Annotated in this window: 28 protein-coding genes; 18 read left to right on the plus strand and 10 right to left on the minus strand. The window is 63.3% G+C overall.

All coding sequences use genetic code 11. From position 1 onward, the window contains the following. Window positions 1-69: 69 nt before the first annotated feature. From ATY78_RS06155 to ATY78_RS06170, 4 genes are all read right to left on the minus strand, one after another. A complete protein-coding gene (locus ATY78_RS06155) occupies window positions 70-1,416 on the minus strand; it encodes an FAD-binding oxidoreductase (RefSeq protein ID WP_088681583.1) in 1,347 nt (448 codons plus the stop codon). 2 nt (window positions 1,417-1,418) lie between these two features. Beyond that, window positions 1,419-2,306: a dihydrodipicolinate synthase family protein gene (locus tag ATY78_RS06160; RefSeq protein WP_088681455.1), complete on the minus strand. Its 888-nt coding sequence runs from the start codon at window positions 2,304-2,306 to the stop codon at window positions 1,419-1,421. 71 nt (window positions 2,307-2,377) lie between these two features. Then, window positions 2,378-3,073, minus strand: coding sequence for a GntR family transcriptional regulator (locus ATY78_RS06165; RefSeq protein ID WP_088681456.1), 696 nt, complete (start codon window positions 3,071-3,073; stop codon window positions 2,378-2,380). A 148-nt stretch (window positions 3,074-3,221) separates the two neighbouring features. Continuing rightward, window positions 3,222-4,517: a GGDEF domain-containing protein gene (locus tag ATY78_RS06170; RefSeq protein ID WP_088681457.1), complete on the minus strand. Its 1,296-nt coding sequence runs from the start codon at window positions 4,515-4,517 to the stop codon at window positions 3,222-3,224. Window positions 4,518-4,717: 200 nt separating this feature from the next. Here ATY78_RS06170 and ATY78_RS06175 point away from each other — a divergent pair, with 200 nt between their 5' ends. From ATY78_RS06175 to ATY78_RS06185, 3 genes are all read left to right on the plus strand, one after another. Further along, window positions 4,718-6,412 (plus strand): HWE histidine kinase domain-containing protein, encoded by a 1,695-nt coding sequence (locus ATY78_RS06175; RefSeq protein WP_088681458.1) that lies wholly within the window; start codon window positions 4,718-4,720, stop codon window positions 6,410-6,412. Continuing rightward, complete coding sequence (locus tag ATY78_RS06180; RefSeq protein ID WP_088681459.1) at window positions 6,409-6,765, plus strand: response regulator; 357 nt, start codon at window positions 6,409-6,411, stop codon at window positions 6,763-6,765. The genes ATY78_RS06175 and ATY78_RS06180 overlap by 4 nt, the downstream gene beginning before the upstream one ends. Window positions 6,766-6,837: 72 nt before the next feature. Continuing rightward, window positions 6,838-7,023, plus strand: coding sequence for a hypothetical protein (locus ATY78_RS06185; protein WP_088681460.1), 186 nt, complete (start codon window positions 6,838-6,840; stop codon window positions 7,021-7,023). A 47-nt stretch (window positions 7,024-7,070) separates the two neighbouring features. On the opposite strand, the gene ATY78_RS06190 is transcribed toward ATY78_RS06185, so the two are convergent. Next, window positions 7,071-7,589, minus strand: coding sequence for a hypothetical protein (locus ATY78_RS06190; protein WP_088681461.1), 519 nt, complete (start codon window positions 7,587-7,589; stop codon window positions 7,071-7,073). Between the two features lie 59 nt (window positions 7,590-7,648). After that, window positions 7,649-8,185 (minus strand): GXWXG domain-containing protein, encoded by a 537-nt coding sequence (locus tag ATY78_RS06195; RefSeq protein WP_088681462.1) that lies wholly within the window; start codon window positions 8,183-8,185, stop codon window positions 7,649-7,651. A 131-nt stretch (window positions 8,186-8,316) separates the two neighbouring features. Between ATY78_RS06195 and ATY78_RS06200 the strand changes: the two genes are divergently transcribed. Continuing rightward, window positions 8,317-9,177 (plus strand): hypothetical protein, encoded by an 861-nt coding sequence (locus tag ATY78_RS06200; protein ID WP_088681584.1) that lies wholly within the window; start codon window positions 8,317-8,319, stop codon window positions 9,175-9,177. Window positions 9,178-9,203: 26 nt separating this feature from the next. On the opposite strand, the gene ATY78_RS06205 is transcribed toward ATY78_RS06200, so the two are convergent. The 3 genes from ATY78_RS06205 to ATY78_RS06215 all read right to left on the minus strand — a co-directional run bounded on the left by ATY78_RS06205 (window position 9,204) and on the right by ATY78_RS06215 (window position 11,570). Further along, the gene (locus ATY78_RS06205) at window positions 9,204-10,130 is read right to left on the minus strand and encodes a manganese catalase family protein (protein WP_088681463.1); all 927 of its coding nucleotides are present in this window, start codon (window positions 10,128-10,130) and stop codon (window positions 9,204-9,206) included. 70 nt (window positions 10,131-10,200) lie between these two features. Beyond that, entirely contained in the window at window positions 10,201-10,701 is a 501-nt protein-coding gene (locus ATY78_RS06210) for a metallophosphoesterase family protein (protein ID WP_088681464.1), read from the minus strand. 47 nt (window positions 10,702-10,748) lie between these two features. Further along, a complete protein-coding gene (locus ATY78_RS06215) occupies window positions 10,749-11,570 on the minus strand; it encodes a DUF1206 domain-containing protein (RefSeq protein ID WP_088681465.1) in 822 nt (273 codons plus the stop codon). Between the two features lie 268 nt (window positions 11,571-11,838). Here ATY78_RS06215 and ATY78_RS06220 point away from each other — a divergent pair, with 268 nt between their 5' ends. The 3 genes from ATY78_RS06220 (at window position 11,839) to ATY78_RS06225 (ending at window position 13,027) form a co-directional block, all read left to right on the plus strand. After that, complete coding sequence (locus tag ATY78_RS06220; protein ID WP_088681466.1) at window positions 11,839-12,309, plus strand: Hsp20 family protein; 471 nt, start codon at window positions 11,839-11,841, stop codon at window positions 12,307-12,309. A gap of 13 nt (window positions 12,310-12,322) precedes the next feature. Further along, a complete protein-coding gene (locus ATY78_RS28490; RefSeq protein ID WP_190237405.1) occupies window positions 12,323-12,469 on the plus strand; it encodes a hypothetical protein in 147 nt (48 codons plus the stop codon). An 84-nt stretch (window positions 12,470-12,553) separates the two neighbouring features. Beyond that, on the plus strand, window positions 12,554-13,027 hold the full coding sequence (locus tag ATY78_RS06225) for an NUDIX domain-containing protein (protein ID WP_088681467.1): 474 nt from the start codon (window positions 12,554-12,556) through the stop codon (window positions 13,025-13,027). 15 nt (window positions 13,028-13,042) lie between these two features. Here ATY78_RS06225 and ATY78_RS06230 read toward each other — a convergent pair whose 3' ends face one another. Further along, complete coding sequence (locus ATY78_RS06230; protein ID WP_088681585.1) at window positions 13,043-14,041, minus strand: LacI family DNA-binding transcriptional regulator; 999 nt, start codon at window positions 14,039-14,041, stop codon at window positions 13,043-13,045. A gap of 174 nt (window positions 14,042-14,215) precedes the next feature. Between ATY78_RS06230 and ltnD the strand changes: the two genes are divergently transcribed. From ltnD to ATY78_RS06285, 11 genes are all read left to right on the plus strand, one after another. Further along, window positions 14,216-15,124 carry an L-threonate dehydrogenase gene (gene ltnD / locus ATY78_RS06235; protein WP_088681468.1) on the plus strand — a complete coding sequence of 303 codons (909 nt, stop codon included), beginning with the start codon at window positions 14,216-14,218 and terminating at the stop codon, window positions 15,122-15,124. Window positions 15,125-15,349: 225 nt separating this feature from the next. Continuing rightward, a complete protein-coding gene (gene denD, locus ATY78_RS06240) occupies window positions 15,350-16,336 on the plus strand; it encodes a D-erythronate dehydrogenase (protein WP_088681469.1) in 987 nt (328 codons plus the stop codon). Then, window positions 16,333-17,106, plus strand: coding sequence for an SDR family oxidoreductase (locus ATY78_RS06245; protein ID WP_088681470.1), 774 nt, complete (start codon window positions 16,333-16,335; stop codon window positions 17,104-17,106). Before denD ends, ATY78_RS06245 begins: the two co-directional genes overlap by 4 nt. A 66-nt stretch (window positions 17,107-17,172) precedes the next feature. Beyond that, window positions 17,173-18,240: a sn-glycerol-3-phosphate ABC transporter ATP-binding protein UgpC gene (gene ugpC / locus ATY78_RS06250; protein WP_088681471.1), complete on the plus strand. Its 1,068-nt coding sequence runs from the start codon at window positions 17,173-17,175 to the stop codon at window positions 18,238-18,240. A gap of 180 nt (window positions 18,241-18,420) precedes the next feature. Further along, window positions 18,421-19,725 carry an ABC transporter substrate-binding protein gene (locus tag ATY78_RS06255; RefSeq protein ID WP_088681472.1) on the plus strand — a complete coding sequence of 435 codons (1,305 nt, stop codon included), beginning with the start codon at window positions 18,421-18,423 and terminating at the stop codon, window positions 19,723-19,725. Between the two features lie 184 nt (window positions 19,726-19,909). Further along, window positions 19,910-20,836 carry a sugar ABC transporter permease gene (locus ATY78_RS06260; RefSeq protein WP_088681473.1) on the plus strand — a complete coding sequence of 309 codons (927 nt, stop codon included), beginning with the start codon at window positions 19,910-19,912 and terminating at the stop codon, window positions 20,834-20,836. A gap of 10 nt (window positions 20,837-20,846) precedes the next feature. Continuing rightward, window positions 20,847-21,746 (plus strand): carbohydrate ABC transporter permease, encoded by a 900-nt coding sequence (locus tag ATY78_RS06265; RefSeq protein WP_088681474.1) that lies wholly within the window; start codon window positions 20,847-20,849, stop codon window positions 21,744-21,746. 274 nt (window positions 21,747-22,020) lie between these two features. Further along, window positions 22,021-22,935 carry a metal ABC transporter substrate-binding protein gene (locus tag ATY78_RS06270; protein ID WP_088681475.1) on the plus strand — a complete coding sequence of 305 codons (915 nt, stop codon included), beginning with the start codon at window positions 22,021-22,023 and terminating at the stop codon, window positions 22,933-22,935. Window positions 22,936-22,996: 61 nt separating this feature from the next. Continuing rightward, complete coding sequence (locus tag ATY78_RS06275; RefSeq protein ID WP_088681476.1) at window positions 22,997-23,902, plus strand: manganese/iron ABC transporter ATP-binding protein; 906 nt, start codon at window positions 22,997-22,999, stop codon at window positions 23,900-23,902. Then, complete coding sequence (gene sitC, locus ATY78_RS06280) at window positions 23,899-24,759, plus strand: iron/manganese ABC transporter permease subunit SitC (RefSeq protein ID WP_088681477.1); 861 nt, start codon at window positions 23,899-23,901, stop codon at window positions 24,757-24,759. The genes ATY78_RS06275 and sitC overlap by 4 nt, the downstream gene beginning before the upstream one ends. Next, window positions 24,756-25,601, plus strand: a complete 846-nt coding sequence (locus tag ATY78_RS06285) for a metal ABC transporter permease (protein ID WP_088681478.1) — start codon at window positions 24,756-24,758, stop codon at window positions 25,599-25,601. Before sitC ends, ATY78_RS06285 begins: the two co-directional genes overlap by 4 nt. The last annotated feature ends 521 nt before the right edge of the window (window positions 25,602-26,122 follow it).

Genomic DNA, 26,122 nt, shown 5'->3' on the forward strand with positions numbered 1-26,122 from the left:
CAAAGCGTAATAGGGCCGCGGATCTGAAAAGATGCGGCCCAACATCCCTGGCGTGGCGCCGGCTCGCTGTCATTCCGCCCCCGCGCTCCATTCGCGCCAGGCGAGATGGATCTTTGCGCCGATCGTCGTCAGCGGCTGCGGCGGCAGCAAAACCGGCGCGGCGAGCTTGTCGTAGATGCGTCCGAGCTCGGATCGATGCGCGAGCACGCGCTCGGCTGCGGCGATACCGGCGGCGGTCGAGTTGGATGCGCCGAGGCCGTTGCAGCCGCAGGCCGCGAAGACGCCGCGTTCGACCTCTCCGAAGGCCGGCACATGGTTGCGCGTCAGTGCCATCGCGCCGCCCCAGCGGTACTGCATGCCGACGCCGGCAAGCGTGGGGAAGCGATGGGCGAATTTGCCGTCATGCAGGCGGCCGGCGCTGCGGATGGCGGCGTCGCTGATTTCGATGCCGGGATTGTAGCTGTAGCGCGAGCGCACCAGGATGCGGTCTCCGCCGCCGGTGTTGATGCGCCTGACCGTCGTTCCCATCGGCAGCGCCGGGGTCGCCGCCCACTTCCTTTCGCCGCCGAGCCTTGCCGGATCGAACTCCTCCGTCAGGGAGGCGTAGGTGAAGACATGGAGCAGGCGCCCGCGGAAGAAGCCGAAGCTTTCCGCATGGCCGTTATTGGCCATGATGATCTTTCCCGCCCGCACGGTCCCTGTGGGTGTCTTCACCAGCCAGCCGTCACCGGAGCGCTCGAAGGAGAGAGCGGGCGTCTGCTCGAAGAGCGTCACCGGCTCCCTCAGACAATCGGCCACCGCCCTTATGTAAGCGGCTGGCTGGACGATGATCGTGCCCGGAGAAAACAGCGCCGAGGTAAAGGCTTTCGATCCGGTCACGGCCTCGATTTCTTCGCGGCCGAGCAGCCGATGCGCTTCGCCCATCTTCGCAAGCTGCTGCGAATAGGCAGTAAGGTGCTTGTCGCCTTCCGCGCTCATCGCGACGCTATAGCGCCCGCAGGGATCGAACAGATCCTTGCTCCAGCCGTTCTCCGCCGCCAGCTCGCTCGCCAGCGCAATCGCCGAACGCTGCAACAGCACGGAATCGCGGAACTTGCTTTCCGACTCGCCGCTGAAATCGTCCGAGGAGACCTCGTGCGGCAGATCGATGATGAAGCCCGAATTGGCGCCGGCCGGACCTTCGCCGACGATGCCCGCTTCGAGGATCGCGACCCGCACCGTCGGGTCGAGCCGCGAGATGCGGCGGCCCGCCGACAGGCCCGCAAAGCCGCCGCCGATGATCGCGACATCGGCGCTGATCGCCTCACTCAGCGCCGCGCGCGGCGTGCGCGGCTGAAGTGTGGCCACCCAGCCCGAAACGCCCGCGCGTTTGGGAAGCCTGGAGGCGACGAAGACGTTCTTTGCGGCCTGGGTCACGGTCAAATCGCTTCCCGCTCCATGAGCGCTTCGAGGGACCGGCGCAGGATAGGAAGCTTTTCCGGGGCAAGCGCCCGCAGCGGCTTGCGCGGAACGCCCGCGCGGTAGCCGACGAGATCGGCGGCCGCGTAGACGGACTGCACGTAATCGCCTTCCCAGATCAGTCCCATCGCCGGCTCCAGGATCTTCCAGAGCGCGCGCACCTCGTCCCACTTGCGCGCGGCCGCCGCTTCGACGAGGGCGACGCAGGTTTTCGGAGCGAAGTTCGCGCCGCCCCAGATCAGGCCGTCGCATCCGGCATAGAGCGCATAGGGAACGAGCGGATCGGCGCCGTTCATGACGAAACGGCCGGTACGGATGAGCGCGGCCTGCCTGCCGAGATCACCGCCGCTGTCCTTGACCGCGCAAAAACCCGGAATCTCATTCAGCTTTTCCAGAAGCTCCGGCGTGATGGCGACGCCGACCGCCTGGGGCACGTTGTAGCCGATGACGGGAAGGCCCGCCCTGGCGACCTCGGTGTAGAAATCGAGAATGCCCTGGTCGTCGGTCGGGCCTTCGAAAAAGGGCGGCAGCACCATGACGCCTTCGGCGCCGGCGTCGCGGGCGCGGACGGTCCGCTCCACGACGTCTTCGACGGGGAGCGCCGAGGTCTGGGCGATCACCTTGGCGCGGCCGTTGACGATCCTGGCGCCGCGGCGGATCAGCTCCTCGGATTCCTGCTTGGAGAGGTAGACGTGCATGCCCGTGCCGGAGCTGAACAGGAAGCTGCGGACGCCGGCTGCGAGATAGCGTTCGACATTGTCTTCCAGCCTGCCGTAATCGATGCGCCCGGCATCGTCGAACGGCGTGGTGATTGCGAGATTGAGCCCTGGAAAGGGAAATGCGGTCATTGGAAGAAATCCCGTTGCGTTAGGCCCGGTCGGGCCGGATTGTGTCGAGCTGCGCGTCCTGATCGGAATGCCTAGAGGGTCGGCGTCTCCATTCCCTCGGGGGCGGCGTACATAGCCATGTTCCGCCGGGAGAGTTCGATGTGGAGACGCGCCAGCTCGCCGGAGGCCTCGATATCGCGCCGCTCGATCGCCTCGATCATCTCGTCGTGCTGATCCAGCGCCAGTTCGAGTTCTTCCTGCATGCGCGGGGTGTTCGGATGCTGGTAGAAGATCTTGCCGATGCGGGCATGGTCGATCTGCAGGCGGCGCAGGCTTGGGACCACATAGACATTGTGGGCCATCTCGCCGATCTGCCGGTGGAACCGGTCGTTGTGAAACACCCGGCCTTCGACATCGTGCTCGTCGACCGCCTTGCGGAAGGCGCGCTGGATATCCTTCAGCACGTCGAGTTCCGCTTTCGTCCGGTTCTCCGCCGCAAGCTTGTTGGCGGTGATGTAGATCATCGGCGCAAGCAGGAAGAAGTCGCGCAGCGACTGGTAGCTCATGGAACTGACGCGGGCGGCGCGGTTGGTCTCGAGCTCGATATAGCCCTCGCCGGCCATCTGCCGCATCAACTCGCGCACCGGCGGACGGGAGAGCCCGAACTCTTCGCTCAAGGCCACTTCATCGAGGACCGATCCCGGCGGCAGCTCCATCGTCAGGATGCGCCTGCGCAGCGCGAGTTCGAGGCTGGCCTTGCGATCCGGGCTGGCGATTTCGACGTTCATATCGCTCCTCACTTCATAATTCTTTTTGTAGACATTACGAAGACTAAAGATAGACGTCAAGCCGCCAGAGCGTTTTCCCGCTCTTGTATGGGAGGAATGCGAGCCTGTTCGCTTCGATGAAATGCGCCGCACGGTGCAGCGGATGGGGTTATCGCCGCGCGGCGATCTGCCCGGCGGCCTGCGGCGGCCGGCGAAAGACGCAGACCTGGTTGCGACCCGCTTCCTTGGCGCGATAAAGCGCCATATCGGCCTCATGCTGGAGATTGGCGAGCGAAATATCCGTGTCGAGCGCCGATTTCAAAGCGACGCCGACGCTGAGCGTCACCGAAGGGCCGACGCCGGAGGAAGGGTTCGGAAGGGCGGCGGCTTCGACGCTCTCGCGGACACGCCTGGCGATCGCCATTGCTTCCTCTTCGCCGACATCGGGAAGCACGATCAAAAATTCCTCGCCGCCGTGGCGGGAGACGAGGTCGCGATCGGCACGCACGCAGCTCTGGATGATGCCGGCGACCTTGACGAGGCAGCGGTCGCCCTCGCCATGGCCGAGCTTGTCGTTCAGCGCCTTGAAGTGATCGATGTCGCACATCAGCATGGCGGCGACGACGCCGCTTTCACCGCCGCTGCGCCAGAGGCCTTCCAGCGTCTCCATCATCCAGCGCCGGTTGGCAATGCCCGTCAGCGGGTCGGTTCTGGCGAGCCGCTCCAACCGGCCGTTCGCATCGGCCAGTTCCGCGACGCGGCGCTGGTCCCGGCAGTCCAGCAGAAATGTCTTCTGCGCCAGGATGTTCATCGTCCGCCGGGCAACCACGGTCGCGACGATGCCGCAGGAAAAGAACAGGGTCGCGGCAATGACGCTGCCCGCTTCCAGGATCGGGTTGTACCATTGAAGGACGAAATAGAGGCCAAGGGCATAACAGGCGATGGCGATCGTCCATGCCAGCGGCACGCTGAAGATGGTGATGGCGCTCGTTGCGACGAACAGCATGATGTTCAGATGCCGCTCGTAGTATTCGCCGCCGGCAAAGACGCCGACGAGCGCGACCGACAGAAGAATGAGACACATGCCTCCGAGCAGCGAGGCGCGCTGGACCGCCGCAGAACGCGGCTTGAGCCAGACGAGCGCCGTCAGGATCGCGGCCGGCGGCAGAAGGCAGGCGGGCGCGACCATCGACAGGGCAATCTCACGGGGAAGCAGGATGGCGTTCAGCGCCAGCGTCAGAACATCGACGAATGCCACCCATATCATCCAGGCACGGATGATTTTGGCGGTCTGCCGCCATGCCCGTTCGTCGAAGCGGCGGCGGAGTTCCTCCGTCAGGCGAATGTCGCGGGTTCGGCCGGATAAGAGGCGGTCGACCTCAGCCGCCATCGCGTCCGTCAGCGGCCGAAGCGGGAAGAGCCCGGCTGAAGAACTTTCAGGGGAAGCGCTTTTGGCATCACTCATCCCTGGATAATCTAGCCGCAATCCCGAGGTCGGCAAGGCTTGGTGAGAGAGGTCGCGCCGAAGTGGTTAGCTTCCGGTTGCCGTCGGCCGATCGCAGGTCCGAATTCGCACATTTCTTAAATTTGCAAGCAAGATTGCGGACATGGTCTGTGCGAGATCGTTCCGGTCATGCTACCAACCCTCTTGCGAGGGGGTACAGGATGAGACTCAAGCTGGTTGCAGTTGCGATCGCGGCGCTGGCGCCTGTGGTGGCGATGCTTGCCTATAACGAAGTCGCGCTCCGTCATCAGCGCAATGAGGAAGTGCGCGCATCGGCGGCACAGGCGGCGCGTCAGGCATCGTCGGAAGTCGAAAGAATCGTGGAGGGCCTGCACGGCCTTCTCGTTTCCGTCTCCGCCATGCCCTCCGTCCGGCACCTCGACGCCGGCGCCTGCAACGCGGCGCTCAAATCGGTCGCCGAAAGCATTCCGAACATCAGCACCATCTTCGTCGTCGGGCTCGACGGGCGGCCGGTCTGCGGCAGCACGGCGTTTCCCCCGGGCGTGGTGTTTTCCGATCGCGACTATTTCCAGCAGATATTGAAGACCAAGGACTTCACCGTCGGCACCTACACGCAGAGCCGCCTTTCCGACAGGCACGTGCTGCCGCTCGCCATGCCCTTGATGGAGGGAGACATCCTCAAGGCCGTCATCGTCGGCGGCATCAGGATGGACTGGCTGCAAAACCGCATCACCGAGCGCGGCGTGGTTTCCGGCAACACGGTGACGATCGCCGATGGGAAGGGCACCATCGTCGCCCGGGTTCCCCTCGCGGAACAGTTCGTCGGCACCGTCATACCAGACGAATACCAGCATCTGGTCCATGCCGAACAGCCCGACGTGATCGAGGTCATGACCCAGGACGGAACGACGCGCATCCTCGGCTATCGCCCGATCGCGCTGCCGTCCAGCCCCCTCTATGTCAGCGCCGGCTTCTCGAAACCGGAGGCCTTCGCGCCGATCAACCGGGCGACGCTGACGAACACGCTCGCCATCATCGGCGGCGCGCTGTTTTCATTTGCCGCCGCCATCTTCATCGGCAACCGCTTCATCCTCGTGCCGATCTGGCGGATCGCCGACGTGATGGAGAAGTGGCGCGGCGGCCAGACAGCGGCCAGAACCGGGATGAACGGATCGGACGAACTCGCCGTCGTCGGCGCGACCTTCGACCGGCTGCTCGACGAACTCGACGAACGCAGACGCCGCAACGAGGAGGCGGAGGAGGAGCGTATCCTTCTCGTCCGCGAGCTGGCCCACCGGGTCAAGAACGGTTTCACCCTGGTTCAGGCGATCGCCCGGCAGACCTTCTCGCGCTCCGATCCCGAAAGGTACAATTCCTTTGCCGAAAGGCTCGCGGCGCTCGCCGGCACCTATGATCTCATCCTGTCGCGGGAAGGATCGGCCTCATCGGTCCGGGACATCGTCTCGGCAGCCCTGCGGGCGCATGTCACCTCGGAGGCGGAACGCATTCGCCTCGGCGGGCCGGACGTGGTTCTGCCCGCCGATATCGCTTTGCCGCTTTCCCTCGTGATCCACGAGCTCGCGACCAATGCGACGAAATACGGAAGCCTCGGAAGCGAGGAGGGAACGGTCGCGATCGAATGGAAGAGCGAGGACGGACGCGTCCTTCTTCTCTGGACCGAATCCGGCGGACCGCCGGTGTCGGCGCCGACGAAAAGGGGCTTCGGCTCGGTGCTCATCGAACGCGCCTTTCCCGCCAAGGCGCAGGCGCGGTCGCGCTCCGACTTCAGGCCGGAAGGCCTCGTCTTCGAAGTTATATTTTCGACGGGGGAACCTGCTGCGAAGGGGGAAGTTGAGAGTTTAGATAGGGATATGATGCATCCGAGCAAAACATGAAAATCAAGGTCGTCGTGGTCGAGGATGAACCCCTGCTGTTGATGATGGCGGTCGAAGTCGTCGAGGAAGCCGGCTTCGAGGCGCTCGCGGCACGCGATGCCGACGAGGCGCTCCTGCTTCTCGAAACGGTCGCCGACATCCGCATCCTGCTGACCGATATCGACATGCCGGGAAGCATGGACGGGTTGAAGCTGGCCCGGGCGGTCCGCGACCGCTGGCCGCCGGTGGAAATCATCATCGTCTCCGGCATGACAGAGCCCGACGCCAGTGAATTGCCGGAGCGCGGCGTCTTCTTCTCGAAGCCCTACGATACCAGGCGGCTTTCCGACACGCTCGTGCGCATGGCGGCCTGACAACATTGCTGCGGATCGGTGCATCCTTTTGGAATCTGGCGCGTTTTGTCTGCTCCAACAGAGGAGACGATCATGTCCAAACGTGAGCTCATAGACACCGGCACCGACAAGCGTTACGTCAGACGCGACGATCAGGGCCGTTTCAAAGAGTCCGACGATGTCGGCCGCTCGTTGTCCGCGGACAAACGGCGCAAGGCAAAGACCGACGCGAAATCAGGCGAAGGCGACCGCGGCGACCACAAGACGAGCAGGCATTGAGATCATCCGGGGCAGGCGGATCAAACGCCGCTCCGGAATCTCTATCCCTACTTCTCTGCCGCGGAGGGGCGTTGCAGGTCGATGCGGCTCGTGACGACGGATCGGCCTGAAACCAGATCTTTGTCGACGGTCTGCAGCCGGAGACGGTCCTGCCCGACCTTCTCGATCATCAGGGTGGCGTTCCGATCGCCATTGACGACCCTCGCCCAGGTGACATTGAGGTTGAGCCTGTTGCCCTGCCTGCTGCCGATGAGCCTGGACGGCTGTCCCGACGGGCCGATGTAATTGCCGCTGTAACGCTGTCCCGATGCCTTGACGTTGGCCGAGAAGGTCCTGACGAAAACCGCGAGCCCACGGCATTTCCCGTTCATCGACACGGCGGATTGGCCGGCGTCGGATCTCAAGGTGCAGGAGACGTTGAAGTTCGTGCCGCCGATCTTGGTCAGCACCATTCCCGTCCCGCTCCAATCGCCTCCGAGAGACTGCAGGAAAGCGGACTCCTGCGCCTGCGCATCGGCAGGCAGCGAGGAAAACGACAGCAAAGCGGCGATCAGGGCGGCACGCATGATATCCCCCGAGGTTGCGTGCGGTTACAACAGATTGGCCTGGCAGATTGTTCCCTCCCTCAAGTGTCGCTCTCCGGCGAGGCGGCGTCAACCCTGCGGAGCTTGAAGAAGTAGCGCCTGATGTCACCTCTCACGCACATCATGCCGGCCAGTTCTTCCCCGTCGATCCGGCGGAAGTAATCGACGATCGGCTGCCTGTCGTAGATCATCGCGGCCGTCGCGGCATCCTCCTCGGTCTGGAGCTTCAAGGCCGCTGTCGTTCCTCTCGCGCGGCATGCCTTCTGCAGATAGGAGAACCAGCTGCGGGCGATCGCCGTCCGCCCGAACGGCGCTGCCTTGATCGCAAGACCGATCGGAAAGAAGCCGGGCTCGATCGCCACCAGCCGACCCGGCCGCCACTGAAAGAGCAGGGCATCGGCGCGCTTATTCGCATGGAAACGCTTGCCGAACCAGCCGAGATTTTCGAGCACGCCGTCGAGCGGATGGCCCGACGGAATACCTTCACCTTTCCATAGGCCGGGCATTTCGATCGGCTGGACGGGCTCCAGCGACCGGAACCAGTTCGACATCTCGTTCTGCAGCTCGACGCTTTTCATCGACTTTCCTTCAACCTACGATCCCATCACAGGTAGATCCGCCCCCGCGGCTCAGCAAGCCGCCAGCGCATCGTATCGTCTGGTTACGGTCGGCAACTGCTTGAGGAGGTGTTCGTTTCTATCTGATGAACATGGATGACGTTCCAACGAGCGAAGACGGCGAAGCGCCTGTCGAGACGGTTTCGTTTCCCTTCGACAGGATGACCGTTCAGCGCTTTCGCAAGACCTTCCCCCGCGCGCGCTGGAGCGACACGCTTCGGGCATGGACGGTTCCGGGCAAGACGGCGCGGCGGCGCATCGAGTGCTGGCTTGCCCGCGAAGCCGCGCGGGCGGATGTGTTTGCCGCCGAGAAGGGGCGGGACGCCTATGCCTTCGAGCCGATCCTCAGCCCCTATCTCGACGTCATCAAGACCGGCTTTCGCATCCGCACACCCTATTCGCGAAGGGTCGTCGACGAACTTCGCCAAGTGCCCTTCGCCAGATGGAACGGCGAGCTGCGCGCCTGGGAGGTTCCCTTCGCCTCCTATGACGAACTTCAGCACCGCTGGGACGCGATCGAGGCGGCGGCGAAACGGGCCGAACCGGAAGAGCGCCGCAAACGCACCGAGGCGCGCAAGGGCAGCGAGGACGAGGCGAAGGCCAGGCGCCGGTCGGCCGAGAGGCGGCGGCGCCGCCTGCCGGTGCCGGCCGGCAATCTTCCGCCGCTGGAACGGCCGGTGGCGACCGCTGCTTACGGGATCGTCGTCGTGACAGGCGTTACCGGCGAGATCATCGATCCCGATCCGGTTGCCGAGTTTTATCCCGATGCCGGACATGAACACATCTGGGCGACATGGCGGCCGCCGACGCTGAACGAGCTCATCCATACATGGCCTGTGAAGACCGTGGCGGGCGAAAATGAGCGCAAGCGGGGCTGGTGGCAGCCGACCATCGAAGAACTCAGGGAGGCGCGGCGGACGGCCCGCTCGCGCGAGCGAAGACAGGCTCGCTGAGGCGAAATCCCCCGGCCGCCGTAAGCTCAGCGGGACTTCTGGTAGAGCTTCTGCGCGATCTCGAACATCTCTTCCGGAGCGTAATCCGGCGTGAAGGCGGATGGGACGCCGACGAGCTGGTGGATCTTGCCGCCCTCCGGCATGCCTTCGACGACTTCGAGTTCGCCCGGCGGATCGTCGGGAAGTGCTACCTCGTCATTGCTCCAGATGCCGGCGATTTCCTTGTAGTCGTTCGGGCTCCAGGTGTAGAGGCGGCGATGCGATCCCTCGTCGAGATATTTCTGCGCCTCCGGAATATTGGCGAGCGGAATGTTGGGGCAGGGCAGGAATTTCTCGATCTCGACGCCGGTGATCTTCTTCAAGGCAAGCGCATAGGCATGCGCATGCACCGAGCCGCGCACGAGCAGGTAGCCGCAGACCTCGCGCCCCGTCGGATCGGTGACCGTCTCGTAAACCCTGAGCTTGTGAAGCCTGGCCCCGCATTCCAGATGGAAATTGTGCAGGAGATCGAAGACGATATTGCCCGTGGTGGTGATGAAATCGTTATTCCAAGAGGCGCCGTTGCTGTTGACCGGCATCGCGCCGCCGCCGCCCGACAGGAAGCTTGCGGCAAGGCGGATATCAGTCATGTCCTCGAACGGCGCGCCCGAGATGTCGCCGCCATTGCCCGCGTCGCCGTCCGGCTTGTCCGGGCCGTTGGCAAGCATGGCGACGCCGTTGCTGACCAGCTCGACATGACCGAGTTCTTCCGCGGTGATGCTGGCGACCAGGCTGTAGAATGGCCGAAGCTTTGATTTGGAGCGGAAATTGAAGCTTTGGAACATGTAGTTGCCGAGCGTCGACATCTCGCCGTATTTGCCGCCGAGCAGCTCCTGCAAGGCCGCCGCCGCATTTGGGTCCGCTGCCTTCGGGGCCGGCAATTCCGCCTGCAATTGATCCACGCGCATGAACATCGGTAAGCTCCTTTGTTGGGGAAACACGTCCAAACCTCGGCAGGCGTCGACGGTTCCCTCGGATCTTCCCTCATGCGGGCGGCCGCTTCGCAGACAGGAGCGTTTCCAGCGACACCGGCCGCAGGCCCTGCGCATCGACGCCGACATCGTATTGGCGGGGCAGGGGCTTCAGGCGGCCATGGGAATGCCCATGCAGGTTGAGCGATTTCTTGCCCATCTTGTTCCAGGTGCGGAACGGATAGTGGCAGAGGACGAGCAGGTGATCGTCGAGCGTCATTTCGCTGTAGTGCTGGACGCTCGTCCACCCCGTCGCCTCAGTCGTCGTTTCCGGATCGTTGTTGCCGATGATGAGGTGCTTTCGCCCATTCAGCATCGAAAGAAGCTGATCGCAGTCGCCGCCGCGAAAGGACATGAAATCGCCGAGGTGCCAGATATCGTCCTCCGGCCCGACGACCTCGTTCCAGTTCTGGATCAGGGTAACGTCATGAGAGGCCATGTCGGGAAAGGGACGCCGATCGATCCTGAGGATGCGTGGGTCGGCAAAGTGGGTGTCGCTGGTGAAATAGATCATCCGACAGAGATGGGGCGCTTTGTGCAGTTGGACACCCCGGAGCTCCGTTAGTGGCCAGGCTTGGGGATCGAATGCTTGAGGTCGCCGAGCGACGGGCCGCGGACGATGCGGTAGCGCGCCTCGACGAGATTGTAGATGCCGAAGGCCGCCAGCCCGGCCGCGACGGCGATGTAGAGAACGGAGCCGAAAGGAAGCTGCCTCACCCATTCCAGCGCATCGGCCATGCTGCCCGCCTGCTGCGGATCGACGCGAAAACCCGCATAGGCAAAGAAGATTCCCGTGATTGCGAAGACGACGCCCCGCGCGACGAGGCCGTATATGCAGATCAGCGTCACGACGCCGCTGCCGTCGGCGAGCCTGAGATAGCGCTCGAACCTTCGGGTAATGCCCTTGGCCGCGGTCACGACGCCGCCGATGATGAAGCCGAACCCGACCGCGATCGCGAGGTACGCGCCGAAGGGCTGCGACATGATCCACTCGGCCAATCCCTTCTCGCCCGAGCCTTCACCGCCGCCGCCGCTGAAAAGAGCGTGCCCCAGCGCATATCCGGCGAGCCCGAGATAGGTGACGGCGCTGCCGAAAAGAACCGTGCGGATGGCGACGGCCTTGGCATCGCTGCCATGGCCGTCGCTGTCGGCGAGCGACTGCGCCAGCCGCCAGGCAACGAAACCGAGAAGCCCGATGCCGATCAGCCCCACCCAGGCGCGGCCGAAAGGCTGCCCCAGAAGCGTCGCCAGCGCGGACTTGGTTTCCGGCCGGCCGCCGGCGATGCCGGAAAAGAGCGCGAGACCCGCCACCAGCAGGAAGACGACGCCGCGCGCGATATAACCGCTCTTGGCAAGCAGCTCGAAACGAAATCCCTTGGGCATGCTATTCTCCGCGCGTCGACGTGATCGCATCACTAACGCGCCACCGCGCCGAAAGTTGTCGAAGACTGGCCGGCGGCCCGCCGATCGACGCTCAAACGCGTAACTCCAAAACAATCCGAAGCGCCCTTCAAAAAATTTTTGAATCCCTCTTGAACCTGAAAATCTGCAAAACCAGATCATCTGTGTCGGCAGCCCAACGGGGGCCGATCATGGGAGACGCAAGTTTTCCAAGCGTCTCCAGTCATCTCGCTTTAAGGAGGATTTGGCTATGAGAAACGACTTCGACTTCGCACCACTCTACCGGTCCAGCATTGGCTTCGACCGTGTCTTCAATCTCCTCAACAACGCCCAGCGCCTGCAGGCCATCGACGCCTGGCCGCCCTACGACATCGTCAAGAAGGGCGAGGACGAATATTGCATCACGATGGCGGTCGCCGGCTACGCCGATGCCGATCTCGACATCACGCAAGAGCGCAACCTGCTCGTCGTGAAGGGCCACAAGGCCGAGGAGAAGGAAGGCGAATATCTGCATCGCGGCATTGCCGGCAGAGCCTTCGAGCGCCGCTTCGAGCTCGCCGATCATGTTCGCGTCGAGAACGCTTCGCTGAAGCACGGTCTGCTCTCCGTCACGCTGAAACGGGACGTTCCCGAAGCGATGAAGCCGCGCAAGATCGCCATTGGAGACGGCTCCTTTCAACAGGCGCCTCTTCAGATCGAAGCTGAACGTCAGGTGGCTTAAGGAGATTTTGGGCATGAAGTCCAGGATCCGCAAGCCATTCACGGTGGAGATCAGGAAGCGCCGTGGCGGCAAGGCGGTGACCGCCAGCCGCACCGGCGCCATCAGCAGGCTGGTTGGCAAGCTCGGCGCCGGAACCTCGGGGCCGGCTGCGCGTAGCTAACGCAACCGAAGTTCGAAACGAAGAGGGCCGGCGCCACGTCGGCCCTCTGTCGCAGAGAGCCCACCACCTTTCCAGGAGCCGCCAATGCCGGTCCGTAGCGCCGGACTTCTCGCCTACCGCCGTTTCGAGACGAGGCTGGAAGTCCTGCTCGTGCATCCCGGCGGCCCGTTCTGGGCGAAGAAGGACGAGCGCGCGTGGTCGATCCCCAAGGGGCTGGTCGAGCCAGGCGAAGACGAGCTGTCTGCGGCGATCCGCGAGACGCGGGAGGAGCTCGGCTTCGACATTTCGGGAGACTTCGCTCCGCTCGGAGAATATCGCCAACCCGGCGGAAAAATCGTGGTCGTCTGGGCCGTCAAAGCGGACCCGGCGCTCGATGTCGAGAACATACGAAGTTCGGAATTCCAGCTGGAATGGCCTCCGAGATCGGGCCGTCTCCAAAATTTCCCCGAGGCCGACCGAGCGGGATGGTTTTCCATTGCGGAGGCCGAGACCAAGATCCTCAAGGGCCAGTCGGCAATGCTGGCGGATCTCGTCAAGCAGCTCGGGCGGACGCCCTGAACCGGCCATGAAGTTCTAATCGACCCCGATGATCTGCGGACGGAAGGCGATGATCTTCTCGGAGGGCATGTTTCCATCGCCCCGGCTTGCGGAAAGCAGAAGTGCGGCGGCGGCTTCGCCCATCTGGCGGCGCGGCGAGATCGAGGTTGCGATCCTGATCGGCAGGGCGCGGGCGACTTCGAGCCCGTTGAACCCGGCAATCAGGATGTCGCCGGGGCAGGAAACGCCGAGTTCCAGACAGGCGAAGGCGCCGCCGGTCGCCATGTCGTCGCTGGCATAATAGATGCAGTCGAGATCGCGGGTCGCCGCCAGCATCGCCAGGGTGAGTTCCTTGCCGTGCGCGATGGAAGAATAGGCATCGTCGATCTGCTCGTATACGAAGGAAAGGCCGCTTTCGCGCAGCACTTTTTCGAAACCGGCTTTCCGCTTGACGGCGCGCAAGTCCCTGTCGAGCGCGCTGCCGATATAGCCGAACCGCCGCCGCCCGGCCGCCAGCAGCGCAGCCGCCATTTCCTCTCCCGCTTTGCCATGGGAAAGCCCGACGTTGAAATCGACGGGCGTGCCGTCGAGGTCCATCAGCTGGATGACGGGGATATCGGCATGCTGGAGCATCCTGACCGTATCGGCCGGCTGGTCGAGGCCGGTGACGAGAATGGCGGCGGGCCGCCAGGAGAGCATGTCGCGGATGATCTCGCGCTCCTTGCCCATGTCGTAATCTGAAATGCCGAACACCGCCTGCATGCCGGAGCCCTGCAGGCCGGCGGAAATGCCTGCGAGCATCTCGGGAAAGACGATGTTCGACATGCTGGGAACGACGACGGCGACGAGGTTGGTGCGCTGCGACGACAGCGAGAGCGCCAGACGGTTGCCGACATAGCTCAGCCGCTCGGCCTCCAGCAGCACCTTCTCGCGGGTTTCCTTGGAAACGTCGGCTGCGCCGCGAAGCGCGCGCGATGCCGTCATCTTGCTGACGCCGGCCGCAGCGGCAACCTCTTCCAATGTGGATTTGCGCATCGCGGTCGCCCCTGTCCTCGCATTGCCGCATACCGGCAACGACAGAGTCATAAGCTTTTTCCAGTGAAAAGGAAGACGACCGCCACTTGACATAACTGATAAAAATAAGGCTTGTTACCGATACCGGTATCGATAACGCCGCCGAAAAACTTGTATGGTGCGAGGAGAAGAGCCGTGCAGGACAGCAGGAAAGCAACGGTCATCGGCCTCGGCTCGATGGGCTGGGGTGCCGCCCTCTCGCTTCTGAGGGCAGGCTTTGCCGTCAGCGGATGCGACGTCCGCCAGGACGTGCTGCAACGCTTTTCCGAAGCGGGCGGCAAGGCCTGCGACACGCCGGCCGCGGCAGCCCAGGGCGCCGAGAGCGTCTTCGTCTATGTCGTCAATCACGCCCAGGTCGAACATGTGCTGTTCGGGCCGCAAGGCGCGCTGGAAACGGCCGCCGCCGGCACCGTATTCCTGCTCTGCACCACCATGGCGCCGAGTGCGACGATCTCGATTTCCGAGCGCCTGCAGGCGGCCGGCATGCTGGTCGTCGACGCGCCGGTTTCGGGAGGCCACGTCAAGGCGCTCTCCGGCGAGATCACCGTCATGGCTTCGGGGACGGACGAGGCTTTCGCGCGCGCCGGTGCGGCACTCGACGCCGTATCGGCCAAGGTCTTCCGGCTCGGCGACCGGCCCGGCCCCGGCTCCCAGGTCAAGATGATCAACCAGCTCCTGGCCGGCGTCCACATCGCCGCCACCGCGGAAGCCATGACGCTCGCGGCCAAGACCGGCATCGACCTCAAGACGCTCTACGATGTCCTGCGCGTTTCGGCCGGCTCGTCCTGGATGTTCGAAAACCGCGGCGAACACATCGTCGCCGGCGATTACACGCCGCGCTCGGCGGTCGATATTTTCGTCAAGGATCTCGGCATCGTCCGGTCGGAGGCAGAGCGGACCGGCGGCGTGACGCCGCTTGCGGCGACCGCGCTGGAACTTTTCGTCGAAGCCTCGCAGGCGGGGCTCGGCCGTGAGGACGATGCGGCGGTGGCGAAGATCCTGGCGCGCAAATGCGGCGCCACATTGCCCGGCATGGAAGGCTAGGCCGTCATGCAAGGTGGCTTGACCCGCAGGTTGCAAATATGCCTGAATTCGACCGGAGGCAGCCGGATCGTGTCCATCGCCGATGGCCGCAAGAGGCTGTCGAAGAAGGAGACGATGCGCATCCTGCCGGCGTGATCTTCTGCCCTATATGCGAAGACGCAAGGGCAATGCGACGAGCGGCGCGAACATGACTGACGACACCGGCCGACGGGAGGAAGAGCCGACATGCATGTGATGATTTTGGGCGCGGCCGGCATGGTCGGCCGCAAGCTGGTCGAAAAGATCGCGCGTGAGCCGCTGAGCTTCGGCCGGCCCGTCACCCGCCTGACGCTGGTGGACGCCTTTCAGCCGCCGGTGCCGGAAGCGCTCCGCCCCATCTCCACGGCGATGACGGTCGATCTTGCCGGCGCAGGCGCCGCCGACAGGCTGATCGAAAGCCGCCCGGATCTGATCTTCCATCTTGCCGCTATCGTTTCGGGCGAAGCGGAGGCGGATTTCGACAAGGGTTACGCCGTCAATCTCGACGGCACGCGCGCGCTGTTCGATGCGATCCGCCAGCTCGGCCTCAAGAGCGATTATGTGCCGCGCGTCGTCTTCGCCTCCTCGATCGCCGTCTTCGGCACGCCGTTCCCGGAGGTCATTCCGGACGAATTCTTCACCACGCCGCTGACGAGCTACGGCACCCAGAAGGCGATCGCCGAACTGCTGCTCGCCGACTATTCCCGCCGCGGCATCTTCGACGGCATCGGCATCCGGCTGCCGACCATCTGCGTGCGTCCCGGCGCGCCGAACAAGGCCGCATCCGGCTTCTTCTCCAACATCCTGCGCGAGCCGCTGGTCGGCAAGGAAGCGATATTGCCGGTCAGCGACAGCGTCCGGCACTGGTTTGCCAGCCCGCGCGCGGCCGTCGGCTTCTTCGTCCATGCCGCGACGATCGATACGGCGAGGATCGGCGCGCGCCGCAACCTCACCATGCCCGGCCTTTCCGCGCTGGTCTCCGAACAGATCGAAGCCCTGCGCCGGGTGGCCGGCGACAAGGCGGTCGCCCTCATCAAGCCAGTGCCCGATCCCGTGATCGAACGCATCGTCGCCGGCTGGCCGACCCAGTTCGATGCGACGAGAGCGGCCTCGCTCGGCTTTACGGCGGAGACGAGCTTCGACGAGATCCTGAAAGTACATATCGAGGATGAACTCGGTGGGAGGATCGCATGAGCGCATCGGCGGGCGGAGAGGCAAAGATCGCGCTCGTGACCGGCGGCGGCACCGGCGTCGGCCGCGCCATGTCAAAAGCGCTCGGCGCTGCCGGCTACACGGTCGTCATATCGAGTCGTCGCGCCGACGTGCTCGAAAAGGCAGTCACGGAGCTTAGCGGCGAGACGGGCGCGGAATTCTCAGCGGTTCCCGCCGATGTCGGCGATCCCGCTTCCGTGCGGGCTCTCTTCGACGCGATCTCGGACAAATACGGGCGGCTCGACCTCCTGGTCAACAATGCCGGCGTCGGCGTGCCGGGTGTGGCTCTCGAAGAGGTTTCCTTCGAGCAGTGGAGCGCCATCGTCGCGGCCAACCTCACCGGCGCCTTTCTCTGCACCCAGCAGGCTTTCCGGCTGATGAAGAGCCAGAGCCCGAGGGGCGGGCGCATCATCAACAACGGCTCCATCTCGGCGACCACGCCGCGGCCGAATTCCGCACCCTATACGGCGACGAAACACGCCATTACGGGCCTGACAAAATCCACCGCTCTCGACGGGCGTGAATTCGACATCGCCTGCGGCCAGATCGATATCGGCAATGCGGCGAGCGACATGACGACGAGGATGGCATCAGGCGTGATGCAGGCGAACGGCAGCGTCGCCGTGGAGCCGACGATCGACGCTGCGCATATTGCCGACGCGGTCGTCTACATGGCCAGCCTGCCGCTCAGCGCCAACGTGCTGACCATGACCGTGATGGCAACGAAAATGCCCTTCGTCGGGCGAGGGTGAGAAGACCGGCCGGCGCACCGGCCGAAACGACATATATGCAGTGCTCATGATCTGGGAGGAGGGAGTATGGCAAACGTTCAATTCGCGGATGTCCGGAAATCGTTCGGTGTTCATCCTGTCATCAAGGGGGTGGATATCGATATCGCCGATGGGGAATTCGTCATCCTCGTCGGCCCCTCGGGCTGCGGCAAGTCCACGCTTCTGCGGATGCTGGCCGGGCTCGAGAATATTTCCGGCGGCGAGATCAAGATCGGCGGGCGTGTCGTCAACACGCTGCCGCCGAAGGACCGCGACATTGCCATGGTGTTCCAGAATTATGCGCTCTATCCGCATATGACGGTGGAGCAGAACATGGGCTTCTCGCTCATGCTCAACAAGGCGCCGAAGGCGGAAGCCGAAAAACGGGTGAAATATGCCGCCGGCATTCTCGGCCTCGACAAGCTGCTCGACCGTTATCCGCGCCAGCTTTCCGGCGGCCAGCGCCAGCGCGTCGCCATGGGCCGGGCCATCGTGCGCAACCCGGAAGTCTTCCTGTTCGACGAGCCGCTGTCCAACCTCGATGCGAAGCTGCGCGTCGCCATGCGCGCCGAGATCAAGGAACTGCACCAGCGCCTGAAGACGACGACCGTCTACGTCACCCATGACCAGATCGAGGCGATGACGATGGCCGACAAGATCGTCGTCATGCATGACGGCATCGTCGAGCAGATCGGCAGCCCGCTCGAACTTTACGACCGCCCCGCCAATCTCTTCGTCGGCGGCTTCATCGGCTCGCCGGCGATGAACATGATCCACGGCAGGCTCGATCCTGATAATCCCGGCCAGTTCGTCGCCGCCAACGGCACGCGGCTGCCGGTCGCCAATCCGCCGGCGAGCGCCATCGGCCGCGATCTCGTCTACGGGCTGCGCCCCGAATATATCTCGCTCGATCCGAACGGCGTGCCGGCCGAGATCGGGGTGATCGAACCGACCGGTTATGAGACGCATCTGACCGTCCGCCTCGGCGGCAGCGATGTCAGCTGCGTGTTCCGCGAGCGTGTCGACGCGCGGCCGGGCGAAGCCATCCGCGTGGCGATCGACGCCAAGCATGTCCATCTCTTCGACGCCGAAGGCGGCAAGAGATTGAGCGACTGACGCCATCCGGCGGGGTGACGGGAGAGGAGGAGTCTCCCATTCCGCCGGAGCGCAAGCATTCGAGGGGCGAGTTCTCCACCGGGGCGCACGCTCCTGTTTCGCGAATGCCAGGCCGCCGTTCACCAAGCGGGAGGTGAACGCCGGGGAATTGCTCCCGCTGTTTCAATGAGGAGGAATCTCATGACGATCAAGAGACGTGAATTTCTTGCTGCATCGGCAGCCGTTGCCGGTGTCGCCGGCCTCGGCATCAAGCCCTCTTTCGCGCAAGCCGAACCGACCTATACGCCGGAAAGCGGCGCAAGCCTGCGGCTCCTGCGCTGGACGCCTTTCGTAAAGGGCGATGAGGAAGCCTGGATCGCCAATACCAAGAAGTTCACCGAAGCGACCGGTGTGGAAGTACGCATCGACAAGGAGAGCTGGGAGGACATCCGTCCGAAGGCTGCCGTTGCCGCCAATGTCGGCTCCGGCCCCGACCTCATCATGTGCTGGTTCGACGACGCGCACCAATATCCGGACAAGCTGGTCGATCTCACCGAACTCGGCAATTATCTCGGCAACAAGTACGAGGGCTGGTACGACGGCGTGAAAGGCTACGCCACACGCGATGACAAGTTCATCGCCATGCCGCTGACGGCGATCGGCAATGCCGTCGTCTATCGCGACAGCCATGTGAAGGCGGCCGGTTTCAACGAATTCCCGAACGATACCGCAGGCTTCCTCGAACTCTGCAAGGCGATGAAGGCAAAGGGCACGCCCGCCGGCTTCCCGCACGGCAAGGCGGTCGGCGACGGCAACAACTACGCCCATTGGCTGCTCTGGAGCCATGGCGGCAAGATGGTCGACGAAGGCGGCACGGTGACGATCAACAGCCCCGAGACGCTGGCTTCGATCAACTATGCCAAGGAACTCTACGCGACCTTCATTCCGGGCACGGAAAGCTGGCAGGACGTCAACAACAACCGCGCCTTCCTGGCCGGCCAGGTATCGCTGATCGCCAACGGCGTTTCGGTCTATTACACGGCCAAGAACGATCCGAAGCTTGCCGAGATCGCCAAGGACATCCGCACGACGAACTTCCCGATCGGACCGGTCGGCAAGAGCGTCGAGCTTTGCCAGACGAGCTCGCTGCTGCTCTTCAAGCACAGCAAATATCCGGAAGCCGCCAAGGCCTACATCAAGTTCATGATGGAAGCCGACCAGATGAATGCCTGGATCCAGGGCTCCAGCGCCTATTGCTGCCAGCCTTTGAAGGCCTTCGCCAAGAACCCGATCTGGACCGCCGACCCGGTGCACGCGCCCTATGCGCGCGCCTCGGAAAAGCTGCGCCCGAACGGTTATGCCGGCCCGCTCGGCTACGCCTCGGCAGCGACCATGGCCGACTACGTGCTGGTCGACATGTATGCCGCCGCCGTCACCGGCCAGAAATCGCCCGAGGACGCGATGAAGGAAGCCGAACGCCGGGCAAACCGCTACTACCGCGTCTGATCCGGAGCCGAGACATGCGGCATGCCTTTCCGGCATGCCGCAGAGTTCTCTAAAGCGCGTCACATCAGATTTTGATCCATGCGCCGCGCTTTAGTTCCTTGTTTTTATGCATGTCGTTGTCCCGGAACCGCTGCACACTTCCGGGCGACATGCATCAGAATTGAATGCAATCTGGAGACAAGCAATGTCGACCTTGAAATCCGGGGATACGCGCGGCCCCTCGCTCCTGCAGAACAACAATGTGCTCGGCTTCCTCTTCATGCTGCCGGCCGCGGTGTTTCTCGTCTGCTTCCTCACCTATCCCCTGGGGCTCGGCGTCTGGCTTGGCTTTACCGACACGCGGATCGGCCGGGACGGCATCTTCATCGGCCTGGAGAACTATCAGTTCCTGGCCGACGACGCGGTTTTCTGGCTGTCGGTCTTCAACACCATTCTCTACACCGTCATCGCCTCGGCTCTGAAATTCGCGCTCGGCCTGTGGCTGGCGCTGCTTCTGAACCAGCACCTACCGTTCAAATCCTTCTTCCGGGCGATCGTGCTGCTCCCCTGGGTGGTGCCGACGGTGCTTTCGGCGCTGGCCTTCTGGTGGATCTACGATTCCCAGTTCTCGATCGTCTCCTGGTCGCTGATGAAGCTCGGGCTGATCAGCGCGCCGATCAACTTCCTCGGCGATCCCACCAATGCCCGCATCTCGGTCATCGTCGCCAATGTCTGGCGCGGCATTCCCTTCGTGGCGATCTCGCTGCTCGCCGGCCTGCAGACCATCCCGGCCTCGCTGCAGGAAGCGGCCTCGCTCGACGGCGCGACGAGCTGGCAGCGCTTCCGCTATGTGACGCTGCCGATGCTGACGCCGATCATCGCCGTCGTCATGACCTTCTCGGTGCTCTTCACCTTCACGGATTTCCAGCTGATCTACGTGCTGACCAAGGGCGGGCCCGTCAACGCCACGCATCTGATGGCCACACTCTCCTTCCAGCGCGGCATTCCGGGCGGGCAGCTCGGGGAGGGCGCGGCCATCGCCGTCGCCATGATACCCTTCCTGCTCGGCGCCATCATGTTCAGTTTCTTCGGTCTGCAACGCCGCAAATGGCAGCAGGGCGGACAGGATTAAGGAGCAAGCCATGTCGACCAATCTCAAAACGGCCGATGAGGTCCTGACAGACAATGCCGAGGGCATGAGCTACCTGAACCGCCTGCCGCGGCGCGTGGTGATGCTCTACCTGCCGATGGCGGTCTTCGTCTTCGTGCTGCTCTTTCCCTTCTACTGGATGGCGATCACCGCCGTGAAGCCGAACGAGCAGCTGACGGACTACAACAATTACAGCCCCTTCTGGGTGGTCGGGCCGACGCTCGACCACATCAAATACCTGTTCCTGGAGACATCCTATCCCGGCTGGCTGTGGAACACGATGCTGGTGGCCGTGGGCTCGACCGCACTGTCGCTGGTGGCCTCGGTCTTCGGCGCCTATGCGATCGAGCGCGTGCGCTTCACCGGCTCGCGCCAGATCGGCCTCGTCATCTTCCTCGCCTATCTCATTCCGCCGTCGATCCTCTTCATCCCGCTCGCCTTCATCGTCTTCAAGCTCGGGATCTACGACTCGCGCCTGGCGCTGATCTTCACCTATCCGACCTTCCTCATTCCCTTCTGCTCCTGGCTGCTGATGGGCTATTTCCGCTCGATCCCGTTCGAGCTCGAAGAAAGCGCGCTGGTGGACGGCGCCAACCGCTGGCAGATCCTCGTCAAGATCATCCTGCCGCTTGCGGTGCCGGGCCTGATCTCGGCCGGCATCTTCGCCTTCACGCTCTCCTGGAACGAATTCATCTACGCGCTGACATTCATCCAGTCCTCGGAGAACAAGACCATTCCGGTCGGCGTCCTCACCGAACTAGTGCGCGGCGACGTCTTCGAATGGGGATCGCTGATGGCGGGCGCACTGTTCGGCTCCCTGCCTGTCGTCATCCTCTACTCCTTCTTCGTCGACTACTACGTGTCCTCGATGACCGGTGCGGTGAAGGAATAGCCTCACCTATCGGGCCGGCTGCGGAGCGTCTGGAAACCTCCGCGGCCGCTTGCTTTGCGTGAACCATTGCGGCGGAGATTCGCTTGGGAGGCCTGCTGTTTTGCGACAGCGGGCCGATTTGATGTTCGGCGGCCAATCCTCCTCGTTGAATTTCTTATTGCAATTCATTCGCAATTGCAGAATATGGAGGAACCGGGGGCCGTGTCTTGCAAACCATGTGAGCAGGTTGCGATCTCGAACTGCAATTAATTCTTAATAGCAACCGGAGACATCCATGCTCGATAAGGTACGACGGTCGGTCCTGGCCGGGATGATGGGAGCGGCGTTTGCGGCCGTGCTGACGGTCATGCCGGCATCGGCGCAGGAGAAGTTCAAGGCGGTGACGACCTTCACCGTCATCGCCGACATCGCCAAGAACGTCGCGGGGGACGCGGCGGTCGTCGAGTCCATCACCAAGCCGGGCGCCGAGATCCACAATTACCAGCCGACGCCGGGCGATATCCAGCGCGCCCAGGGCGCCCAGCTCATCCTGTGGAACGGGCTCAATCTCGAGCGCTGGTTCGAGAAATTCTTCCAGAACCTGAACGATGTGCCTGACGTCGTCGTCTCCACCGGCGTCGAACCGATGGGCATTTCCGAAGGCCCCTATGAGGGCAAGCCGAACCCGCATGCCTGGATGTCGCCGACGGCGGCGCTGATCTATGTCGACAATATCCGCGATGCCTTCGTCAAGCACGATCCCGCCAATGCCGAGGCCTACAAGGCCAATGCCGAAGCCTACAGGGAGAAGATCAAGGCGACCATCGATCCCATCAAGACGCAGCTTGCCGCCGTGCCAGAGGCCAAGCGCTGGCTGGTGTCGAGCGAAGGCGCCTTCTCCTATCTCGCCCGCGATTTCGGCTTGAAGGAACTCTATCTGTGGCCGATCAACGCCGACCAGCAGGGCACGCCGCAGCAGGTGCGCAAGGTGATCGACGCCGTCCGCAAGAACGGCATCACCGTCGTCTTTTCCGAAAGCACGATCTCGTCCAAGCCCGCCGAACAGGTGGCGCGGGAGACGGGCGCCAAATATGGCGGCGTTCTCTATGTCGACTCGCTGAGCGAGGCCGATGGCCCGGTTCCGACCTATCTCGATCTCCTCAAGGTCACGTCGGAAACCATCGCCAAGGGCCTGGCGTCCTCATCCTGATCGGCCGATAGGGGCCTCGCCTGCGGGCGGGGCCTGTTCATGTGTTCATGGGGGTGTTTCGATGAGTGTTCAACCCGGCCGGCAGAAGCAGGCCGCATCCGGTTTCGAGGGGACCGGGATTTTGGTGGACGGCGCGACCGTCACCTATCGCAACGGCCATACGGCGCTGCGGGACGCAAGTTTCACCACCCCCACCGGCACGATCACCGCGCTGGTCGGCGTCAACGGTTCGGGAAAATCGACGCTCTTCAAATCGATCATGGGCTTCATCCGCCTCGCCAAGGGCGAGATCCGCGTGCTCGGCATGCCGGTCAAGGATGCGCTGCGAAAGAACCTCGTCGCCTATGTGCCGCAGTCGGAAGAGGTCGACTGGAATTTTCCGGTTCTGGTCGAGGACGTCGTGATGATGGGCCGCTACGGCCATATGGGCATGATGCGTAATCCGAAGGCCGCCGATCACCAGGCGGTGGCCGCCGCCCTTGCCCGCGTCAACATGAGCGAATTCCGCAAGCGCCAGATCGGCGAGCTTTCCGGCGGCCAGAAGAAGCGGGTTTTCCTCGCCCGCGCGCTGGCGCAGGACGGAAAGGTCATCCTGCTCGACGAGCCGTTTACCGGCGTGGACGTCAAGACCGAGGAGCAGATCATCAAGCTGCTCCGGGAACTCCGCGACGAGGGCCGCGTCATGCTGGTTTCGACGCATAATCTCGGCTCCGTGCCGGAATTCTGCGACAGGACGATCCTGATCAAGGGCACGGTGCTCGCCTACGGCCCGACCTTCGAAACCTTCACCCAGGAAAACCTGGAGAAGGCCTTCGGCGGCGTGCTGCGCCATTTCGTGCTGACCGAAGCCCCAAGCGGCAGGCCGACATCGATCGGCTTGGTCAGCGACGACGAACGGCCTCTCGTGTTTCGCGAAGGCAAGGCGACCGCAGGCGCATCGGATGGAGACGGCGGAGGCTGGGAATGACGGCCATTCTCACCGAGCCCTTCACCTACAACTACATGCTGAACGCCATGTGGGTCTCTGCCCTCGTCGGCGGCGTTTGCGCCTTTCTCTCCTGTTACCTGATGCTGAAGGGCTGGTCGCTGATCGGCGATGCGCTCTCGCATGCGATCGTCCCCGGCGTGGCCGGCGCCTATATGCTCGGGCTTCCCTTCTCGATCGGCGCTTTCTTCTCCGGCGGGCTTGCCGCCGCCGCCATGCTTTTCCTCAATCAGCGCACCAAGCTGAAGGAAGACGCCATTATCGGCCTGATCTTTTCCTCCTTCTTCGGGCTCGGCCTGTTCATGGTGTCGCTGAAGCCGACCGCGGTGAACATCCAGACGATCGTGCTCGGCAACATTCTCGCCATCACGCCCGAGGATACGCTGCAGCTTGCCATCATCGGCTTCGTGTCGCTGGCCATCCTGCTCGTCAAATGGAAGGATCTGATGGTCACATTCTTCGACGAGAACCATGCCCGCTCGATCGGCCTCAATCCGACCGTGCTCAAGATCATGTTCTTCACGCTGCTTTCCGCCTCCACCGTCGCAGCGCTTCAGACGGTCGGCGCGTTCCTGGTCATCTGCATGGTGGTGACGCCGGGCGCGACCGCCTATCTGCTGACCGACCGTTTCCCGCGGCTCCTGCTCATCGCGGTGGCGATCGGCTCGATCACCAGCTTCGCTGGCGCCTATGCGAGCTATTTCCTCGATGGGGCGACCGGCGGCATCATCGTCGTGCTGCAGACGGCAATCTTCCTGCTTGCCTTCTTCCTCGCCCCCAAGCACGGAATGCTCGCCGCACGCAGGCGGGCCGCGCAGGCCCTGGAGGCCGGACGATGACGATCACCGAAACGCTGCTTTCGCCTTTCCAGTTCGAATTCATGGTCCATGCGCTTGTCATTTCGGTGCTGGTCGCCGTGCCCATGGCGCTTCTGTCCTGCTTCGTGGTGCTGAAGGGCTGGTCGCTGATGGGCGACGCGATCAGCCACGCGGTCTTTCCGGGCGTCGTCATCGCCTATATCGTCGGCTTTCCCTATGCCGTCGGCGCCTTCGCAGCCGGCATGATCTGCGCCATCGCCACCGGTTTCCTGAAGGACAACAGCCGCATCAAGCAGGATACGGTGATGGGCATCGTCTTTTCCGGCATGTTCGGTCTGGGTCTGGTGCTCTACGTCAAAATCCAGACCGACGTGCATCTCGACCATATCCTGTTCGGCGACATGCTCGGCGTTTCCTGGGGAGACATTGCGCAGGCGGCCGCGATCGCCGCGGTCACGGCGGGCATTCTCGGCGTCAAATGGAAAGACTTCCTGCTGCATGCTTTCGACCCCACGCAGGCAAAAGCCGTGGGGCTCAGGATCGGTCTCCTGCATTACGGCCTGCTCGCTCTCATCTCGCTCACGATCGTCGGCGCCCTGCAGGCGGTCGGCATCATCCTTTCGATCGCCATGCTGATCGCGCCCGGCGCCATCGCCTTCCTGCTGACCCGCAAGTTCAGCACCATGCTCATCCTGTCGGTCGCCATCGCCGTCACCGGCTCCTTCACCGGCGTCTACCTGTCCTTCTTCATCGACAGCGCCCCCGCACCGACCATCGTGCTCGTGCTCTCAATCATTTTCGTCCTTGCCTTCATCCATGCCACGCGCCAGGCGGCGCGGATCGATGCGGCGGAGACGGTCTAGCCGGCGCCGTCAATAAAGCAGGCCAGTACGAAGGCGAAATGGTCGATCAACCGAAAAACCCGTCTCCGATTTCTGTACGACGCAGAGGCGGGCTTCCTCCACGCGATCTAGGATACCTCGATGGATTACAGCCGACGGTGACGAAACCAGGCGCAAAATCCACCTTCTCTACGTGACCTGGTTGATAGAAGTCGAACGTTAACGCCCCATCACTCTGACTTGCCATTGATCGATATCTGCGGGACCCGCACCAATTTGTCGGCCACGTCAACGTCCCGCTTGTCCCGAAGGCCCAAATCGCGGGCGACGATGTTCAAATTCAGCAGGTCGGCGGCCGCCCCTTCGTACTTCTGGGCAGAATGATTTCCTCGACGCGCGTTACTACTCCCGAGAAATCACTCTCGCTGCGGTATTCATCCCACGTGCCGCGAGCGATATCGAGGAAGGTGCAGAGCCCCGCAATGGTCATAGCGCGCATCTTCCAGAAATTGCTTTGCGGTCACCTTGCCACCGGATGCGAA

Origin of the sequence: Rhizobium sp. R635, assembly GCF_002211285.1 — a bacterium.
GTDB lineage: Bacteria > Pseudomonadota > Alphaproteobacteria > Rhizobiales > Rhizobiaceae > Rhizobium.

Coding starts and splice junctions, on each gene's coding strand:
- ATY78_RS06160 (WP_088681455.1), bottom strand. CDS start 2,306: ATGACCGCATTTCCCTTTCCAGGGCTCAATCTCGCAATCACCACGCCG.
- ATY78_RS06165 (WP_088681456.1), bottom strand. CDS start 3,073: ATGAACGTCGAAATCGCCAGCCCGGATCGCAAGGCCAGCCTCGAACTC.
- ATY78_RS06170 (WP_088681457.1), bottom strand. CDS start 4,517: ATGAGTGATGCCAAAAGCGCTTCCCCTGAAAGTTCTTCAGCCGGGCTC.
- ATY78_RS06175 (WP_088681458.1), top strand. CDS start 4,718: ATGAGACTCAAGCTGGTTGCAGTTGCGATCGCGGCGCTGGCGCCTGTG.
- ATY78_RS06180 (WP_088681459.1), top strand. CDS start 6,409: ATGAAAATCAAGGTCGTCGTGGTCGAGGATGAACCCCTGCTGTTGATG.
- ATY78_RS06185 (WP_088681460.1), top strand. CDS start 6,838: ATGTCCAAACGTGAGCTCATAGACACCGGCACCGACAAGCGTTACGTC.
- ATY78_RS06190 (WP_088681461.1), bottom strand. CDS start 7,589: ATGCGTGCCGCCCTGATCGCCGCTTTGCTGTCGTTTTCCTCGCTGCCT.
- ATY78_RS06195 (WP_088681462.1), bottom strand. CDS start 8,185: ATGAAAAGCGTCGAGCTGCAGAACGAGATGTCGAACTGGTTCCGGTCG.
- ATY78_RS06200 (WP_088681584.1), top strand. CDS start 8,317: ATGGATGACGTTCCAACGAGCGAAGACGGCGAAGCGCCTGTCGAGACG.
- ATY78_RS06205 (WP_088681463.1), bottom strand. CDS start 10,130: ATGTTCATGCGCGTGGATCAATTGCAGGCGGAATTGCCGGCCCCGAAG.
- ATY78_RS06210 (WP_088681464.1), bottom strand. CDS start 10,701: ATGATCTATTTCACCAGCGACACCCACTTTGCCGACCCACGCATCCTC.
- ATY78_RS06215 (WP_088681465.1), bottom strand. CDS start 11,570: ATGCCCAAGGGATTTCGTTTCGAGCTGCTTGCCAAGAGCGGTTATATC.
- ATY78_RS06220 (WP_088681466.1), top strand. CDS start 11,839: ATGAGAAACGACTTCGACTTCGCACCACTCTACCGGTCCAGCATTGGC.
- ATY78_RS28490 (WP_190237405.1), top strand. CDS start 12,323: ATGAAGTCCAGGATCCGCAAGCCATTCACGGTGGAGATCAGGAAGCGC.
- ATY78_RS06225 (WP_088681467.1), top strand. CDS start 12,554: ATGCCGGTCCGTAGCGCCGGACTTCTCGCCTACCGCCGTTTCGAGACG.
- ATY78_RS06230 (WP_088681585.1), bottom strand. CDS start 14,041: ATGCGCAAATCCACATTGGAAGAGGTTGCCGCTGCGGCCGGCGTCAGC.
- denD (WP_088681469.1), top strand. CDS start 15,350: ATGCATGTGATGATTTTGGGCGCGGCCGGCATGGTCGGCCGCAAGCTG.
- ATY78_RS06245 (WP_088681470.1), top strand. CDS start 16,333: ATGAGCGCATCGGCGGGCGGAGAGGCAAAGATCGCGCTCGTGACCGGC.
- ugpC (WP_088681471.1), top strand. CDS start 17,173: ATGGCAAACGTTCAATTCGCGGATGTCCGGAAATCGTTCGGTGTTCAT.
- ATY78_RS06255 (WP_088681472.1), top strand. CDS start 18,421: ATGACGATCAAGAGACGTGAATTTCTTGCTGCATCGGCAGCCGTTGCC.
- ATY78_RS06260 (WP_088681473.1), top strand. CDS start 19,910: ATGTCGACCTTGAAATCCGGGGATACGCGCGGCCCCTCGCTCCTGCAG.
- ATY78_RS06265 (WP_088681474.1), top strand. CDS start 20,847: ATGTCGACCAATCTCAAAACGGCCGATGAGGTCCTGACAGACAATGCC.
- ATY78_RS06270 (WP_088681475.1), top strand. CDS start 22,021: ATGCTCGATAAGGTACGACGGTCGGTCCTGGCCGGGATGATGGGAGCG.
- ATY78_RS06275 (WP_088681476.1), top strand. CDS start 22,997: ATGAGTGTTCAACCCGGCCGGCAGAAGCAGGCCGCATCCGGTTTCGAG.
- sitC (WP_088681477.1), top strand. CDS start 23,899: ATGACGGCCATTCTCACCGAGCCCTTCACCTACAACTACATGCTGAAC.
- ATY78_RS06285 (WP_088681478.1), top strand. CDS start 24,756: ATGACGATCACCGAAACGCTGCTTTCGCCTTTCCAGTTCGAATTCATG.